Raw genomic sequence first — 16,079 nt, forward strand, 5'->3', positions numbered from 1 at the left:
CTATTTGTCTCTCATAGGAATACAGATGCCCGCATCCGACCTGCCCATTCAGGATATCGCGGCCTTCGTCGAGGTCGCGGCAAACGGCAGCTTCACGCGCGCCGCGGAAAGGCTCGGAAGCAGCAAGTCCAATGTCGGCAAAGCCGTGCGGCGCCTGGAAGGCCGGCTTGGCACGCGCCTTTTCCAACGCACGACGCGTGCGGTTCGACTGACGGAGGATGGTGAGATCTATCTCGAAGCCGCGCGGACGGCGCTGGATCGATTGAACGAAGCCGAACTCACCTTGTCCGCGCGGCGCGACGAGCCTGTGGGTCGCGTGCGCCTCGACATTCCGATCGGCTTCGGACGGCTATTGCTGCCGACGTTCCAGCGCATTCACGAGCAGCATCCCAAGGTCACCGTCGAGTTGAACCTCAGCGATCGGCAATCGGATCCCGTGAAGGATGGCTGGGACATCGTCGTGCGCGCCGGCGTCTTGCCTTCGGAAGGCGAAATGACCGTGCGCAAGCTCTGCGACATGCGCCTCGGGCTTTATGCGTCCCCGGGCTATCTCGCGCGATATGCACCGATCGCGTCGATCGGTGATTTGCAGGGGCACAAGGCGATTATCTTTCGCGCAGGCTCAGGCAAGACGAGACCGTGGACATTGACCGATGGATCACGCGTCTTCGACACGATGCCGCCTGCCAGCGTCATCACCAGCGACGGTCGTGCATTCGTTGACGCGGCGATTGCCGGGATGGGCATCGCACAGATATTCGACCGCGTCGCGGCTCCGCACGTCGAAGCCGGCGAACTCGAGCCCGTCCTGCCGCAAGCCAATGTCGAAGGACCACCGATCCATGCGTTGATTCCTGCGGGACGTCGCATGCAGGCCAAGACGCGTGTGGTGCTCGACGCAGTCGCGGAGTTCCTCCGACGTCCCCTCTAGACCACAGCAGTGCCGACAGCTCGCTTCTGCGATCGGCGGTATCGAGCCGAACCGGTATCGGAAGCGATTGAGTCCCGCCCAGAGACAAACAGTATCGCCTCTGGCCGTTTATCGCCGATGCCCGGCGGATCATACCGATGGCTCGAGAGCCATGGAGGGCGTCGTGACGATGAACAGCCTGACAAGAGATCGGATCGAATCCGGGGCGATCGATGCCATGGTTCTGCGCGACGCTCCGGACATGCGCATTCTCTCGGAGGTCGAACGCCGGGCCTCACTCACTCGAACTCTCGCCGCGAAGCCACGGGGGGACGTGTGGTTGTTCGCCTATGGATCCCTGATCTGGAATCCGATGATTCGGTTTGCCGAGAGTCGCGTGGCGCGCGTCACGGGCTGGCACCGCGCGTTCTGCCTTGCGACGCCCGCGGGGCGCGGGACGACCGGCAATCCCGGCCTCGTCCTCGGGCTGGACGAAGGAGGGTATTGTGATGGCATCGCCTTTCGGATTGCCGAAGAGATCGAGACCGAGCTCACGGTGATCTGGAAACGCGAGATGCTGACGACAGCCTATGTGCCGCGCTGGCTCGATCTCATGGACGAGCACGGCCATCGCTTCGCCAGCGGCATTGCCTTCACGATCGATCCGGCCTGCGAGCGTTACGATGGCGGTCTTGCACGCGACAAGATCGTCCATCGCCTGGCAACCGCATCCGGGGCGCTCGGCAGTTCCGCGGACTATCTGTTCCGAACCTGCGAGAGCCTGCAGATGCGCGGCATCAAGGACGAAGACCTCGAACGTCTTCGCAAGGAGGTCGTGAGTCTCCAGGAAGCGACTGAGGCGCAGGGCGGCCCGTAAGCATCCAGAAACTGTATCATGAGAAGATACAGTGTTGTTCTGATAGCGGCGTTTATCGCCCCACCATCCATTATTACCTTGGGTTTGTCACACAACAGAGGACAAACCATGAAGCTCTATATCGCCCGCGCCACCTGCTCCCTGGCCGCCCAACTCGTCGCCAATGAACTCGGCCTCTCCCCCGAACTGGTCCATTTCGATGTCATCGGCAAGACCACCTCTAACGGCCAGCCGTTCGAGCGCGTGAACCCGCTGGGCTACGTGCCCGTTCTGGAACTCGACAACGAAACCCGGGACCGTCTGACCGAAACGATCGTCGTCACATCGTACATGGCCGACCAGCACCCCAAGGCCGGACTGATCCCGGCGGCCGGGACGCTCGAGCGGGCGAAGTACGATCAGCTGCTTGTCTTTATCGCGACTGAAATCGCGCAGAAGCACATCCCCCTGATGCGCAAGCTGCTCAGCGAGGAAGGTGCCGAGTGGACTCGCAACAAGCTTGTGAAGGCCTATGCCGAGCTCGATCGGCAGCTGGCCGACGGCCGCACATACATCGCCGGAGAGACCTTCACCGTAGCCGACGCCTACATCTGGGCCACCATGTGGCACGAACGCTCCGGCGTGAAAATCGACCACCTCAAGAACCTGATGGCTTACGTGGCACGCGTCCAGGCGCGTCCCGCCGCCCAGAAAGCACTGAAGGACGAGGCGGCCCTTGCGCAGATCCATCACGCCCAGGCGGCCGCGTGAAACACAAGCCACCGACATTGAAGGACAATAGCCATGACCATCAGAGCTGACGCAAAGACACCGAAGGATCGGCCGCAAAGACCGGCGCATCGAAAGGCATCGGCGGCGAGATCGCCCGCCAGCTCGCGGCGGAAGGCGCTTCGGTGGTGGTGAACTACGCGAGCGATCGCTCGGGCGCCGAGAAAACCGCCAGCACCATCACAGCCGAGGGCGGGAAAGCCATCGTCGTCCAGGGCAACGTCGCCAGAGCCGAGGATGTCGAGCGCCTGTTCTCTGCGACCGCGGATGCCTACGGAAAGGTCCACATTCTCGTCAACAATGCCGGCGTCTACAAATTCGGCACGATCGAGGAAGTCGACGAGGACGAGTACCGTCGCCACTTCGACACCAACGTGCTCGGACTTCTCCTGGCGACGAAGGCCGCCGCGAAGCAGTTCGGTCCGGAGGGCGGCAGCATCGTCAACATCGGCTCGGTCGCAAGCCGCCAAACGCCGGCCGGTGCATCGATCTACACGGCCACGAAGGGTGCGGTCGACGCCATCACCCGGACGCTCTCGAAGGAACTCGGGCCCCGCAACATCCGGGTGAATTCGATCAATCCCGGCGGCGTCGAAACGCCTGGAACACACGCCGCCGACCTCATCGGCAACGAATTCCAGGCAAACATGATCGGCATGACGCCATTGGGCCGCTTCGGCCGCCCGGATGACATCGCCCCCGTGGCGGTATTTCTGGCTTCCGACGATGCCCGCTGGATCACCGGCGAGACCATCGTGGTATCGGGCGGCATGTAACAGCGTGAAGGTTCATGGGTCCGATGGTGCAATGTCCATCGGACCCATGAATGATCGAACTGCTCGATCTTTTGGATCGGCGAAGCTAGAGCGGATACCGACCGTCGGCGTCGAGTTGCTCGGCCGACAGCCAGCCGCGACGCAGGCCCGCGAGCACGCCTGTCAGCATCGGCCGGACGATCGGCGTCTGGCAGGCTTGGCGAAGGGCGAGGTCGCGCAGGATGGCGAGCGGTATGCTGTCGGACTGGAAGAACGGCGTCAGCAGGTTGCTGGCGGTTCGGTAGAAGCGGCTGGGCGGGCCGCGCCGGCGCGCAAAGAGTTCCATCGCCTGGGCGAGGTCGCTTGCCTCGGCGAGGCTGCGGCCGAGCGCATGGGCGTCGAGCAGGCCGAGATTGGCGCCCTGCCCGAGCTGCGGACTGGTGCCGTGCGCGGCATCGCCCATGAACAGGACCGGGCCCTCGTTCCAGCGCGGCAAGGCCACGTGCCGGTAGGTCGCGCGCGCGAAGTCGCCGGCTTTGACGGCGCGCTCGATCGTGGGCGCGGCTTCCGGCCACAGGATCATCGCCTCCTGCCGCAGGGCCTCCAGATCGATCGGCCGGTCGAGCGAAAGGGCGGGCGTCGGCAGGCTCCAGAACATCGTCACCGTATCGGGCGCGACAGGGAGAAGGCCCATCATCACCGTGGCATCGGCGAAGCGCTGCCGCAGGAGTGCGCCCGCACCGAATCCCAGGGAGTCGGGAACGGTCGCCCAGAGGCAGCCCCAGGGATAGATCGGCGCGCGCGCACCGGGCATCAGGCGGTCCCGCAGCGTCGAATGGGCGCCGTCCGCAACGACCAGCAGGTCGAACGGACCATGCCGGCCTCCCCTGCCATCCACCGCGACCGCCCGGGCGCCCTCACGCTCGACCCCGGTGATCTCCACGCCGGCGATCAGACGGGCTCCCGATGCAAGCAGGCGGCGATTCAGCAGGTCGAACAGGGCCGAACGGCGGATGCCGAGGCCGAAAGCTGCCTTGTGCAGGTCGCTGTAGGCCAGTTCGAGGATCCGGACTCCCCATTGGTTTTCGCCGAGCACACCGTCGATCCGGGCGCCGGCCGCCAGCGCGTCCTGCTCGAGGCCAAGCGCCCGCAGGACGGACAGACCGGTGGGCTGCAGCAGCAGGCCGGCCCCCACGGGATGCGGCTGCTCGAAGCGTTCCAATACAGTAACACGATGCCCGGCATCGGCGAGGAAACTCGCAACCGCCTGTCCGGCAACACCGCAACCTACGATACCGATCTCAAGAGATCCCAACGCCATCCCACCATCCTAACCCGGGAAGCGTATACAACGAAAAAGGGTGGCCAACAGGCCACCCTGCAATCGTTTTTTTACCGGTTGACTGTTACAGGCCGCCGTTCACGACCAGGCACTGGCCGCTGACATAGTCGCTGTCGGGGCTGCAGAACAGGTAGACCGAGCCGGCCGCCTCTTCGGGCAGGCCGCCACGGCCGAGCGGAATCATCTGGTTCAGCGCCGCGAGGCGGCCGCCCTGGACGCCGATCTTGACCGTGCGGCCCTGCACTTCGATCTCGCCGGACTCGCCCTGGGCGAGCGGCTTGGTGAGGCGCGTCTGGATGTAGCCGAAGGCCACGGCGTTCACCGTGACGTCGTAGCGGCCGAACTCCTTGGCCAGCGTCTTGGTCAGGCCGACGATGCCGGCCTTGCCCGCCGAGTAGTTCGACTGGCCGGCATTGCCGTTGACGCCCGAGGTCGAGGAAATGTTCACGACCTTACGGACGATCCTCTTTCCCTGGCTGCGCTCCTTCTCGACGGCCTCGCGGAAGTGTTGCTGGAAGGCGCGCAGGACGCGGAATGGCGCCGTCAGATGGACGTCGAGGATGGCGTACCACTGCTCGTCGCTCATCTTCTGGATGACCGAGTCCCAGGTGTAGCCGGCGTTGTTCACGACGACATGGCAGTCGCCGAAGGCGTCGACCGCCGTCTTGACGATGCGGTCGCCGAAGTCGGGCTTGGCGACGTCGCCGTTGCAGGCCACCGCCTTGCCGCCCATCTTGATGATCTCGGCAACGGTCTCATCGGCCGGCGCGTCGTCGATGTCGTTGATCACCACGCTGGCGCCGTCGCGCACCAGGCGCAGCGCGATCTCCTTGCCGATGCCGCGTCCCGAACCGGTGACGATCGCCACCTTGCCGTCCATCTGACCCATGTCTGTCTCCTGATTCTCGACGCTAATTCAGCGCGACCGTGGCATTGCCCTGCAGCGTGTCCTGGCCGTTCTGGTTGGTGCACTTGACCTCGAGGTCGACCAGCGTCTCGCCGTCCTTCTCGCGCTTGCCCGTGACCTTGCCGCTGACGGTGATGACGTCGCCGACCCAGGTGATCGAGGTGAAGCGCGTGCCGAGGCCGCGGACCTGCTTCTGCGGCACCCAGGTGGTGACGAGGCGGCCGAGGAAGGCCATCGACAGCATGCCGTGGGCGAACACGTCCTTGAAACCGAACTTCTTGGCGAAGTCGAGATCGACGTGGATCGGGTTGTGGTCGCCCGAGCCGCCGCAATAGAGGGCGAGCTGGTGGCGGCTGATCGGCGGCAGCACCAGCGGCTTCAGTTCGTCGCCGACCTTCACGTCGGCAAATTTCGGAGCGGTAGCGGTTGCCATGATTGCCTCCCTTACTTCTTCGCCGCGTCGGGGTTGCGCACGACGGTGACGCCGCGGCCCTTGGCCAGCAGCTTGCCCGCTCTGTCCTTCATCTCCATTTCCTGGACGACGAACCAGAGCGCACCGCCCTTCTTGTCGTAGATGTCGACGACCTTCTCCTGGCAGGTGACGACGTCGCCGACCACGACCGGCGCGTAATACTCGAAGTGCTGCTCGCCGTGCAGGATCAGGCCGATATCGACGTTGAGCAGGCGCAGCAGGCCGCCCTTGTTGGGATCGTCGGCCTGCAGCGCGCGCAGGAAGGTGAGCGGCGCGGTGATGCCGGGGTAGCCCGCCGCCTTGGCCGCGGCCTCGTCGCTGTAGATCGGGTCTTCCTCGCCGATGGCCTTGCAGAACAGCTTGATCTTGCCGGCCTCGACGGTGGCGGTGAACGGCTTGAACTCGTGGCCGATGAGCTTCTTGTCGAGCTCCATGAACATCTCCTCCTCTGACGCCAAAACAAAAACGCCCTCGCCTTGCACGGAGAGGGCGCCAAGCACTTGCTGTCATCCCGAGCGTCGCGAGGGACCTTTACCTTGAGCGAAAGGTCCCTCGGCTGCGCCTCGGGATGACAATGTGCGCGTTACTCGTAGCGGCCGACGATGGCGACGCTCGAGATGTTCTCGCGCGGCGCGCCGCCGAGATTGTGCGTCATGCCGATGCGCGGGTCCTTGAGCTGGCGAGCGCCGGCCCGGCCCTGCAGCTGCAGGTACATCTCGTAGAGCATGCGCAGGCCCGAGGCGCCGATCGGATGGCCGAAGCACTTGAGGCCGCCGTCGATCTGGCAGGGGATCTTGCCGTCAGCGTCGTAGAAGCCGTCGAGCACGTCCTTCCAGCCCTTGCCGGTCTCGGAGATGTGCAGGTCTTCCATGGTCACCAGCTCGGTGACCGAGAAGCAGTCATGGACCTCGAACATCGACACTTCGTCGCGCGGGCTCTTGATGCCGGCTTCCTCGTAGGCCTTCTTGGAAGCGATGCGCGTCGTGTGGAAGTAGCTGCCGTCCCACGAATTGTGGCCCGACTCCGAGCCGTTCGAGACCGAGAGTTGCAGCGCCTTGACGCTGACGATGTCCTTCTTGCCGAGTGCCTTGGCGATCTCGGGCGTCGTCACGATGGCCGCGGCCGCGCCGTCCGACACGCCGCAGCAGTCGAACAGGCCGAGCGGCGAGGCGATCATCGGCGCGTTGAGGATGGTCTCCATCTCGACGGCCTTCTGGAGATGGGCCTTCGGGTTCTTGGCGCCGTTCTGGTGGCTCTTCCACGAAACGTGGCCGATCGCCTTCTTGAGGTCCTCGCCCGACACGCCGTGCGCGGTCATATAGGCGGTGGCGAGCTGGGCGAAGTTGCCCGGCGCCGTGCCGCTCGCGTTCCACAGGACCTGCAGCGGGCCGCCACGGCCGCCCGGCAGACCGCCATAGCCGGTATCCTTGAGCTTCTCGACGCCGACGGCCAGCGCGAAATCGGCCGCACCGGAGGCCACGGCATAGCAGGCGCCGCGGAAAGCCTCGGTGCCCGAAGCGCACATGTTCTCGACGTGCGTGACGGGGATGTTGGGCAGGCGCAGCGTCGTCGACAGCGGGATGCCGGACTTGCCGACATGAACCTCATCGATGGCGGTCGAGAACCACGCCGCCTGCAGCTGGTTCTGGTCGATGCCGGCGTCCTTCAGGCATTCCCGGTAGGCTTCGAGCATCAGCTCTTCGGCGCCGCTGTCCCAGCGTTCGCCGAACTTCGAGCAGCCCATGCCGAGAATAGCGACCTTGTCCTTGATACCACGAGCCATTGCAGGTCTCCTTGGTGGTGGAAGTTGAAAGTGGAACGCTTGAAAAGACGAAACGCGATCTACGCCGGCGCGGCCTTCCAGAAGTAGCGCTTGAAGCCGCCGCGCATGGTGTCGTTGTCACGCATCCGGAAGACCATGCGCATCTTGGCGCCGACCTTGACCTGGTCCTTGTCGCTGTCGGTGAAGTCGGCCATGAAGCGGCCGCCCTCGGCGAAGGTGATCATGCCGTAATAGCCCGGCGGATCCGGCGAGTAGACCAGCGAGTCGGCGGTGAACGACATCACCGAGCATTCGAGGCCGGCCATTGCGTAGGGATCCTGGCTGTCCATCGCGTGGCAGTTGGGATTGACGCAGACCTGGCTGCGCGGGAACTGCACCGTGCCGCAGACCGTGCACTTGCCGCCGACCAGCCCGTAGAGCATGTCGCGCTTGCGCCACAGGACCGACAGCGCGGTCTTCTTGTCGAACTCCGCGCGCATGCCCTTGTCGATCGGCAGCATCTCGTTGAAGGCGAGGAACTTCATGTAGTTCTTCTCTTCCTTCCGGCGCGCCATCCAGCCCGACAGGCCTTTGCGCGCGGGAAGCTTGTCCTTCTCGGCCGTGACCTCGAACACCAGGATGTCGACGCCCTGGCCGAACGCCACGACCATGATCTTGTCGCCGGCCTTGGCGGTCTCGAGCGCATCGACCAGCATGACCAGCGCGTGGGCCGCACCGGTGTCGCCGAGGTTGGCGCCCAGCAGGTCGCGCACCGCGCCCTCGCCGATGCCCACCATCTTGGCCATCTGCTTCGGTACCGCCGGCATCGGGCTCGGCATGATGAAGTGCGTGATGTCGCTGCCCTTCAGCTTGGCCGCGGCAAACGCCGCCTTGATCGCCGGCGGCACGATCTTCGAATAGCCCTCGTCGCGGATCCAGCGCTCTTCCCAGCCATAGTCGAAGTCCGACTCGTCGCCGCGGAAGTGATCGACGAAATCCATCGACACGGAATGATGGCCGACCAGCTTGGCGATCACGTTCTCGGTGCCGCACAGCAGCGCCGCGGCGCCGTCGCCGTAGTTGAGTTCTGCGGACGATGCGACGCGGGCCATGCGCTTGTCGGCGGCGGCGACCAGCGTCGGCGCGCCTTCCTTCGAAGCGTTGAGGCCGGCGATCAGCGCCGAAGTACCTGCCTTCAGCGAGCCGCCGATGTCGGTGGCCGACAGGTTCTGCTCGACGTTCAGTGCGGTGCCGATGACGCCGGCATTCTGGCGGTCCTTGAACGGGTGCGTCGTCGAAGCGAAGTAGATGTTGCGGACGTCCTCGGCCTTGTGGCTGGTCAGGCAGTCGCGCGATGCCTCGACCGCCATGGTGATCGAGTCCTCGTCCCAGTTGGCCATCGAGCGCTCGCCCTTGGCGAGGCCGCGCAGGCCGGCGGCAAACCACTTGTTGGCGTCATAGACGGCCTGACGGTTGAGACGAAGGCGCGGCACATAAGCGCCATAGGCCACGATTCCGACCATCGTTCTTCTTCCTCCACCTGGTCCGGCCTGAGCCGGTTCATGAACGAGCGTTTATGGCTTCGCTCTTAGCGCGGTCGCCCGGGCCGGGCGAGCCGCTTTTCTTCATGGCAGCCGCGTCGGCGAAATCACCTTCCGGTCTGCGGAACGCCACCCGCCGGCGGCATCTCGCGGACGAGATTGCGATAACCGGCGCCTTCGGGGATGTGCAGGAACTTCTTGCCGTCCTTCACCTCGACCCAGGGCTGCACGGTGACGATCTTGCGCGCCGTCGCGGCCGAGATCGCGCCGGCCACCGTCTTGCCCTCGGCCAGCAGTTCTAGGTTCTTCGTCGTCGCGTGGACCAGCGTGCGCTTTCCTGCCGTCGCCTCGTCGATCGCTTCCTGCGCGCCGATCCACACCGAGTCGGTCGACTCCGATCCGTCGTGCAGGGCGATCTGGTCCTCGGGCGCCTCGGCCAGGAAGAACCAGGTGTCGAAGCGCTTGGGCACGAAGGTCGGCGTGATCCAGTGCGCGTAGGGCGTCATCAGGTCGGTCGCGATCTCGAGATCCTCGGCCTCGACCATGTCGACGATGCTCGCCTCGTCCTTGGCGAGCTTGGCGCGCCACTTGGTTTCGATCGCCTTGAGGTCGGCCGCCGCGATCAGCGCGCGCTCGCCGCGCTTGCGGGCCAGCAGCACGCCGCATTCCTCGAAGGCTTCGCGCACGCCGGCGACGCGGAACTTGAGTTCGGCATCGTCGATCTTGTCGGCGCCGCCGCAACGGGCGCGCAACGCCTTGTCGCCATCGGCGTCTTCCAGCTTGCCGCCGGGAAAGACCAGCGCGCCGGAGAAGGAATCGATCTGGTGATGACGCACGACCATGAACACTTCGAGCGGCGAGGCAGCATCGCCCGGCTGTGACGGGCGCAGCAGCAGCACGGTGGTGGCGGGACGCGGCGGCGCCGGCTCTTTCTTCGGTTCGGTCATGTCTTCCTGCATTCGTGTGACGGTGAAGTGTCCCATACAAGCGGCGACAGTGCCAACGGCCGGGTGTATCCTGACAGCGTCCATTCCGCTCTGAAGGAGCACGTCATGTCCATGTCGGCCAACACCCCCCTGCCCCCGAATCTCGCGGAAGGCATGAAGGTCCTGCGCGCCAAGTGGGGATGGATCGTGGCGCTGGGCGTCGTGTTCCTGATCGCGGGCTTCATCGCGCTGGGCAGTGCGGTCGCCGCCACCGCCTCCGCCGTGATGATCATCGGCATCATGATGATCATGGGCGGTGTCGCCGAGATCGCGGCGGCGTTCAGCGTCAAGGGCTGGGGCAAGTTCGCGGTCTGGATGCTGCTCGGCCTGCTCTATGTCGGCGCCGGCATCATCGCCCTCATGAACCCCTTCGCGGCCGCCACCATCCTCACCCTTATGCTGGGCGGCGCCCTGGTGTTCGGCGGCGCGCTACGCATCTTCATCGCCTTCAGCATGAAGTCGGCCGGCAAGCCCTGGGGCTGGGTCGTCGTCTCGGGCCTCGTGACCCTGCTGCTGGGCGCCATGATCATCGCCCAGTGGCCGGCTTCCAGCTTCTTCGTGCTGGGCATCTTCCTCGGCATCGACCTGATCTTCATCGGGTCGGGCTGGGTGACGATGGGCCTGGCCCTGAAGAACCGGCCCGCCGCGTAGAGCGCGGCTACTTCCGCGTCGGATCCTCGGCGACCTGCACCAGCAGCTTGCCGAAGTTCCGGCCCTTCAGGAGACCGATGAAGGCTTCGGGCGCGTTCTCGATGCCCTTCACGATATCCTCGCGGTACTTGATCTTGCCGGCCTTCACCGCGGCCGGCACTTCCTTCCAGAAGTCGGCCATCTGGCCGAAGTGGTCCGACACGATGAAGCCCGTCACCGTGGCGCGCTTGATCAGCAGCAGGCGCCAGTCGGGACCCGGGCTCATCTGCATCTCGTTGTATTGCGAGATCAGCCCGCAGAGGGGCACGCGCGCGAAGTCGTTGAGCTGGGGCACGACGGCCGCCTGCACCGCGCCGCCGACATTCTCGAAATAGACGTCGATTCCCTTGGGCGCGGCCGCGCGCAGTTCCTTGAACAGGTTACCGCCGGCCGCGCGATAGTCGACGCAGGCATCGAAGCCCAGCTCGTTCACGACGTAGTCGCACTTGTCCTTGCCGCCGGCGATACCGACCGCGCGGCAGCCCCTGAGCTTGGCGAGCTGGCCGACCACCGAGCCGACGGCGCCCGAGGCGGCCGACACGACGACCGTCTCCCCCGCCTTGGGCTTGCCGATCTCCATCAGGCCCCACCACGCCGTCATGCCCGGCATGCCCAGCACCGAGAGTGCGGTCGAGAGCGGGGCGGCATCGGGATCGAGCTTCATCGACATGTCGCCGGTCGAGACGGCATAGCTCTGCCAGCCGGCATACTCGACGACATAGTCGCCTTCCTTGAAGCGCAGATTCTTCGACTTCACGACCTGGCCCACCGTGCCGCCGACCATCGCATCGCCGAGATTGACGTTGGAGGCGTAGCCCTTGGCCTCCGCCATGCGGCCGCGCATGTAGGGATCGAGCGACATCCAGATCGTGCGCGAGAGATACTCGCCGTCCTTGGGCTCGGGGATCGCCTGGTCGACGATGTCGAAATTGGCAGGCGTCGGCTCGCCCTGCGGGCGCGACTTCAGCAGCACGCGACGATTGGTGGCCATGGCATCCTCCGCTTGTTTGCGGCACGTTATCATGCCGATGACCCCGAGAAACGCGCACGTTAATGAGTAAATCCCGTACCTATGTCTGTCTTCCCGGCGCCTGGATGGGCGCGTGGTCCTGGCAATTCGTCGTCGAGCGGCTGAGGGCTGCCGGCCATGACGCCCGGGCCCTGCCCTTTCGCGGCGTCGGCGAGCGCGCGGCCGAACTGTCGCCCGAGCTCGACAACGACCTGTTCCTGGCCGAGACGATCGCCACCTTGGAGAAGGAGGACCTGCGCGACATCGTGCTGGTCGGCCACAGTTTCGGCAGCCTGATCGCGACCCTGGTCACCGACCGGATCCCCGAGCGGATCGGCCATCTCGTCATCATCGACGGCGGCATCGCGACCGACGGCCAGTCGATCTTCGGCCGCATCCCGCCGGAGATCGTCGCCAAGCGGAAGAAGCTGATGAAAGTCGTGAACGACACTGAGGTTCTGCCCTTCGCACCGGTCACGAGCCTGATCATCGACGATCCGGTGCTGGCGGCGTGGACGCACCGCCATCTCACGCCGCACCCGGTCGCCTGCTACACCAAGCCGATCACGCTCCACAATCCCGCAGGCAACGGCCGCCCGATGACCTACGTCGCCTGCACCAAGCCGCGCTATCCGGTTTCGGCCGGCATGCACGAGAAGGTGCAGGCCATGCCGCATGTCCGCTACCGCTCGATCGAGGCCGGTCACAACTGCATCATCTCGGCGCCCGACCTCGTGACGGCGGAGTTGCTCGCCATTCCCTGATCGTCAGAACGGCTCCTTGTACGGCCGCAGGTCGATCTCGTGGGTCCAGGCGCTGCGGTGCTGGGTGTGCAGGTGCCAGTAGCTGTCGGCGATGGCGTCGATGTTCAGCAGGCCGTCGGGTCCCGCCTTCTCGACGCGGTCGGGCATGCGCGAGAGGAGGCGCTCGCCCTCGATGCCGCCGTCGATGATGGCGTGCGCGACATGGATGCCCTGCGGGCCGAATTCGCGCGCGATCGACTGGACCATCAGGCGCAACCCGCCCTTGGTCGCGTTGAAAGCAGCGAAGCGCGGCCGGCCGCGCAGCGAGCCCGAGGCGCCGGTGAAGATCACCGTGCCGCGTCCCAATGGCACCAGGCGGCGCATGGCTTCACGGCCGAACAGGAAGCCGGCGAAGCAGCCGACCCGCCAGGAGTCTTCGAAATGCTGCGCCGTCATCTCGCGGAAATCGACGGCGGCGTTGTTGCCCATGTTGAAGACAAGCAGATCGGCCGGTGCACCGTCGGCATCATCGGCCATCGCCCTGTCGAACAGCGCGATCACCTCGTCATCCTTCGTGCCGTCGACGATCACCGCCGTCGCCGAGCCGCCCGCGCTGCGAATGCCCTCGACCACCTTGTCGATCTTGGGACCGGTCCGGCCGGCCACGAGCACGTGATAACCCTCTCTCGCAAAGCGCCGGCTCGCCGCCGCGCCCAGGCCGCGCTCGGCGCCCACGCCCAGCACGACCGCCTTCGTCTTCTTCGCCATGTTCGCTCCTCGCAACGATGCTGCGCAGAACTTGCGGTGCCTCAGGCCCCTTCGCTACGGTCGCTCGCATGAAATTAGCTCCGTACCCCATGATCGATCTCGACCTCGCGGCGCCGCTCGATCGCCATCCCGCCACCGTGCTGTCCGACTGGATCGACTGGAACGGCCACATGAACGTCGGCTACTACGTCGTGGCCTTCGACAAGGCGACGGACACGCTCTGCCAGCAATTCGGCTGCGGCTACGAATATACGCGCGACAAGATCGGCATGACCTTCGTGCTCGAGGCGCACGTGACCTACGACCGCGAGGTCAAGGAAGGCGACGGGCTGCGCATCACCACGCAGATCCTCGACCACGACGCCAAGCGCATCCACTACATCCACATGATGTACCACGCGGCGGAGGGCTATCTCGCCGCGACCAACGAGCTGATGCTGATGAACATCGACTATGCCTCGCGGCGTTCCGCCCCCTGGCCGGACTTCGCCATGGCGCGTATCGAGCAGCTCGCTGCGGCCCACGCCGCCCTCCCCCGGCCCAGCCAGGCCGGTCGCCTCATCGGAATCAAGAAGAAGTAACAGCGTCCATGCTTCAGTCCCTGCCGTACGAACTTCCCGAACTCATCACGCGCGCCCCGCTCGATACCCACCGTTCCACGGTGGTTCCGGAGTGGGTCGACTGGAACGGCCATATGAACGTGGCCTTCTACGTCACGGCCTTCGACCAGGCCTCGGGCGCCTTCATGCGCAACATGGGGCTGGGCCGCCGCTACGTCGACGGCAAGCTCGGCATGACCTTCGTGCTCGAGACCCATGTCACCTACGACCGCGAGGTCCGCGAGGGCGCGCCGCTGCGCTTCACGACGCAGCTCCTCGGCCGCGATGCCAAGAAGGTCCATCTCTTCCACGAGATGTATCACGCCGAGCAGGATTACCTGGCGGCGACCAACGAGACCATCGTCATGAACATCAACTACGAGACGCGGCGTTCCGGCCCCTGGCCTGTGCCGGTGACCGAGCGCCTCGATGCGATCTGGGAGACCCACAAGGTCCTGCCCAAGCCGGCCAAGGCCGGCCGCGTCATCAGTCTTTCGAAGAAGAGCTAGCGAGCGCGGCCAGCGCCTCGCCGCTCAGGCGGTAAGGCAGCCAGTTGCGGATCCAGCGATAGCCCAGGCGCTCGTAGAAGCCGCGCGCCGGATTCCAGTCGAGCACGTTGAGGTCGATACGCTTGTAGCCCCTGGCCACGCATTCCTGCGCGAGGCCCTGCATCAGGGCGCGGGCGACGCCGCCGCGGCGTTCCTCGGGAACGACCCAGATATCCTCGATGAAGATGCCGCGCGCCGCGGTCCAGACGGAATAGTTGAACGTGTAGAGGATGAAGCCCACGGGCTTGGCCCCGCGTTCGGCGATCAGTGCGGCGAATTGCGGGTTCTCGCCGAACCCGTCGCGCGCAAGCGTCTGCGGCATCGAGCCGACGGCATCGGGCTCGTCCTCGTAGGTCGCGAGATCGACCGAGAAGCGGTGCAGCGTATCGACATCCTCGACCGTCGCCGGCCGCACCACGAGCTTATCCAAATCAGACGCCAAGATACCCTCCATCGACCGGCAGGATGGCGCCAGTGATGTAACTCGCCGCCTCCGAACACAGGAATACGACAGGCCCAGCCAGCTCTTCCGGCTGGCCGACCCGCTTCATCGGCACATGGGCCAGGAAACCCTCCAGCTTCTTCGGATCGGCGCGCGTCACCTCGGTCATCGCCGTGGCGATGATGCCGGGCGCCAGCGCGTTGACCCGCACGCCATCCGGCGCCAGCTCGCTGGCCAATGCGCGCGTGAACTGGGCGATCGCACCCTTCGACACCGGATAGACGCCGCTGCCGGCCGGCGCCACGAACGAGTTGATCGAGGCGATGTTCACGATGCTGCCCTTCGTGTGCTTCAGCTGCTCGACGAAGGCCATGGTGACGTTGAACGGCCCCTGGACGTTCACCTCCATCGTGCGCTCCCAGCGCGCCCGTCCGTCCGGTTCGGTCAGGCCGCCGCGCAAAAAGATGCCGGCATTGTTCACGAGGATGCTGATCGGACCGACCAGCAGGGAAATGTCCTGGGCGAGCTTGCTGCAGCTCTCGGCGTCGGTGACATCGAGCGCATGGCCACGCGCCTCGCCGCCCGCCTTGACGATGCTGTCGGCGATGATGCGCGCCGCGTCGAGATCGATGTCGGTGACGATCACGCGCGCGCCGGCCGCGGCGAGGCCGCGCGCAATGGCGGCGCCGTTGCCGCGGCCTGCGCCGGTGACCAGGGCCAGGCGGCCGGTGAGCGTATCCTTCATGTCTCCTCCATCGTGTCGCGGACGGCGGTCAGTGCCTCGCGCAGCACCGCCTCGTCGCCGACATGGTTGGCCAGCAGCAGGATCAACCGCGCATCGAAGGCGCGGCATTGCTCGTCGGTAAGATCCCGGTGCGCGTCGACGATCGCGTTGTAAACGTCGTCGGGGCGCGCAAGGTTCAACGTGCGGCGCAGCGCGCCAGTCGGCGTGTCGGCCAT

The 16,079-nt window shown here is 65.5% G+C and carries 19 protein-coding genes and 1 pseudogene; 8 read left to right on the forward strand and 12 right to left on the reverse strand.

The genetic code is table 11. The features are described 5' to 3' along the window. Positions 1 to 25 precede the first annotated feature (25 nt). The 4 genes and pseudogenes from AC1ROX_RS12360 to AC1ROX_RS12375 form a co-directional block, all read left to right on the forward strand. The gene (locus AC1ROX_RS12360; RefSeq protein WP_493125874.1) at positions 26 to 931 is read left to right on the forward strand and encodes a LysR family transcriptional regulator; all 906 of its coding nucleotides are present in this window, start codon (positions 26 to 28) and stop codon (positions 929 to 931) included. 169 nt (positions 932 to 1,100) lie between these two features. After that, entirely contained in the window at positions 1,101 to 1,787 is a 687-nt protein-coding gene (locus tag AC1ROX_RS12365; RefSeq protein ID WP_493126149.1) for a gamma-glutamylcyclotransferase, read from the forward strand. Positions 1,788 to 1,895: 108 nt separating this feature from the next. After that, positions 1,896 to 2,537 carry a glutathione S-transferase family protein gene (locus AC1ROX_RS12370; protein WP_493125876.1) on the forward strand — a complete coding sequence of 214 codons (642 nt, stop codon included), beginning with the start codon at positions 1,896 to 1,898 and terminating at the stop codon, positions 2,535 to 2,537. A gap of 71 nt (positions 2,538 to 2,608) precedes the next feature. After that, positions 2,609 to 3,331, forward strand: a pseudogene (locus AC1ROX_RS12375) (SDR family NAD(P)-dependent oxidoreductase); the annotation flags it as partial. 85 nt (positions 3,332 to 3,416) lie between these two features. On the opposite strand, the gene AC1ROX_RS12380 reads toward AC1ROX_RS12375, so the two are convergent. The 7 genes from AC1ROX_RS12380 to AC1ROX_RS12410 all read right to left on the reverse strand — a co-directional run bounded on the left by AC1ROX_RS12380 (position 3,417) and on the right by AC1ROX_RS12410 (position 10,281). Next, positions 3,417 to 4,631 (reverse strand): FAD-dependent oxidoreductase, encoded by a 1,215-nt coding sequence (locus tag AC1ROX_RS12380; RefSeq protein ID WP_493125877.1) that lies wholly within the window; start codon positions 4,629 to 4,631, stop codon positions 3,417 to 3,419. 85 nt (positions 4,632 to 4,716) lie between these two features. After that, the gene (locus tag AC1ROX_RS12385) at positions 4,717 to 5,541 is read right to left on the reverse strand and encodes an SDR family NAD(P)-dependent oxidoreductase (protein WP_493125879.1); all 825 of its coding nucleotides are present in this window, start codon (positions 5,539 to 5,541) and stop codon (positions 4,717 to 4,719) included. 22 nt (positions 5,542 to 5,563) lie between these two features. After that, positions 5,564 to 5,992, reverse strand: coding sequence for a MaoC family dehydratase (locus tag AC1ROX_RS12390; RefSeq protein ID WP_493125881.1), 429 nt, complete (start codon positions 5,990 to 5,992; stop codon positions 5,564 to 5,566). Positions 5,993 to 6,003: 11 nt separating this feature from the next. Further along, positions 6,004 to 6,465: a MaoC family dehydratase N-terminal domain-containing protein gene (locus AC1ROX_RS12395; protein WP_493125883.1), complete on the reverse strand. Its 462-nt coding sequence runs from the start codon at positions 6,463 to 6,465 to the stop codon at positions 6,004 to 6,006. A 149-nt stretch (positions 6,466 to 6,614) separates the two neighbouring features. Next, on the reverse strand, positions 6,615 to 7,814 hold the full coding sequence (locus AC1ROX_RS12400; RefSeq protein WP_493112400.1) for an acetyl-CoA acetyltransferase: 1,200 nt from the start codon (positions 7,812 to 7,814) through the stop codon (positions 6,615 to 6,617). A gap of 59 nt (positions 7,815 to 7,873) precedes the next feature. Further along, positions 7,874 to 9,316 carry a hydroxymethylglutaryl-CoA synthase family protein gene (locus AC1ROX_RS12405; protein ID WP_493125885.1) on the reverse strand — a complete coding sequence of 481 codons (1,443 nt, stop codon included), beginning with the start codon at positions 9,314 to 9,316 and terminating at the stop codon, positions 7,874 to 7,876. Positions 9,317 to 9,441: 125 nt separating this feature from the next. Then, positions 9,442 to 10,281, reverse strand: coding sequence for an NUDIX hydrolase (locus AC1ROX_RS12410; protein ID WP_493125887.1), 840 nt, complete (start codon positions 10,279 to 10,281; stop codon positions 9,442 to 9,444). Positions 10,282 to 10,392: 111 nt separating this feature from the next. Here AC1ROX_RS12410 and AC1ROX_RS12415 point away from each other — a divergent pair, with 111 nt between their 5' ends. After that, positions 10,393 to 10,971 carry an HdeD family acid-resistance protein gene (locus tag AC1ROX_RS12415; protein ID WP_493125889.1) on the forward strand — a complete coding sequence of 193 codons (579 nt, stop codon included), beginning with the start codon at positions 10,393 to 10,395 and terminating at the stop codon, positions 10,969 to 10,971. Positions 10,972 to 10,978: 7 nt separating this feature from the next. Here AC1ROX_RS12415 and curA read toward each other — a convergent pair whose 3' ends face one another. Then, entirely contained in the window at positions 10,979 to 12,001 is a 1,023-nt protein-coding gene (gene curA, locus AC1ROX_RS12420; RefSeq protein WP_493125891.1) for an NADPH-dependent curcumin/dihydrocurcumin reductase, read from the reverse strand. A 62-nt stretch (positions 12,002 to 12,063) separates the two neighbouring features. Between curA and AC1ROX_RS12425 the strand changes: the two genes are divergently transcribed. Beyond that, the gene (locus AC1ROX_RS12425; protein WP_493125893.1) at positions 12,064 to 12,783 is read left to right on the forward strand and encodes an alpha/beta fold hydrolase; all 720 of its coding nucleotides are present in this window, start codon (positions 12,064 to 12,066) and stop codon (positions 12,781 to 12,783) included. Between the two features lie 3 nt (positions 12,784 to 12,786). Here AC1ROX_RS12425 and AC1ROX_RS12430 read toward each other — a convergent pair whose 3' ends face one another. Further along, entirely contained in the window at positions 12,787 to 13,530 is a 744-nt protein-coding gene (locus AC1ROX_RS12430) for an SDR family NAD(P)-dependent oxidoreductase (protein WP_493125895.1), read from the reverse strand. 68 nt (positions 13,531 to 13,598) lie between these two features. Here AC1ROX_RS12430 and AC1ROX_RS12435 point away from each other — a divergent pair, with 68 nt between their 5' ends. Together AC1ROX_RS12435 and AC1ROX_RS12440 are read left to right on the forward strand one after the other, a co-directional pair. Then, entirely contained in the window at positions 13,599 to 14,111 is a 513-nt protein-coding gene (locus AC1ROX_RS12435; RefSeq protein ID WP_493125897.1) for a thioesterase family protein, read from the forward strand. An 8-nt stretch (positions 14,112 to 14,119) separates the two neighbouring features. Beyond that, positions 14,120 to 14,638 (forward strand): thioesterase family protein, encoded by a 519-nt coding sequence (locus AC1ROX_RS12440; protein ID WP_493125899.1) that lies wholly within the window; start codon positions 14,120 to 14,122, stop codon positions 14,636 to 14,638. Here AC1ROX_RS12440 and AC1ROX_RS12445 read toward each other — a convergent pair. From AC1ROX_RS12445 to AC1ROX_RS12455, 3 genes are read right to left on the reverse strand one after another with little or no spacing between them, the layout of a single operon-like run. Continuing rightward, positions 14,616 to 15,119: a GNAT family N-acetyltransferase gene (locus tag AC1ROX_RS12445; protein WP_493125901.1), complete on the reverse strand. Its 504-nt coding sequence runs from the start codon at positions 15,117 to 15,119 to the stop codon at positions 14,616 to 14,618. The genes AC1ROX_RS12440 and AC1ROX_RS12445 overlap by 23 nt on opposite strands. Further along, positions 15,109 to 15,864: an SDR family NAD(P)-dependent oxidoreductase gene (locus AC1ROX_RS12450; protein ID WP_493125903.1), complete on the reverse strand. Its 756-nt coding sequence runs from the start codon at positions 15,862 to 15,864 to the stop codon at positions 15,109 to 15,111. The genes AC1ROX_RS12445 and AC1ROX_RS12450 overlap by 11 nt, the downstream gene beginning before the upstream one ends. Then, on the reverse strand, positions 15,861 to 16,079 hold the full coding sequence (locus AC1ROX_RS12455) for a DUF2783 domain-containing protein (protein WP_493125905.1): 219 nt from the start codon (positions 16,077 to 16,079) through the stop codon (positions 15,861 to 15,863). The genes AC1ROX_RS12450 and AC1ROX_RS12455 overlap by 4 nt, the downstream gene beginning before the upstream one ends.

Source organism: Reyranella sp. GW821-FHT14A01, assembly GCF_058803965.1.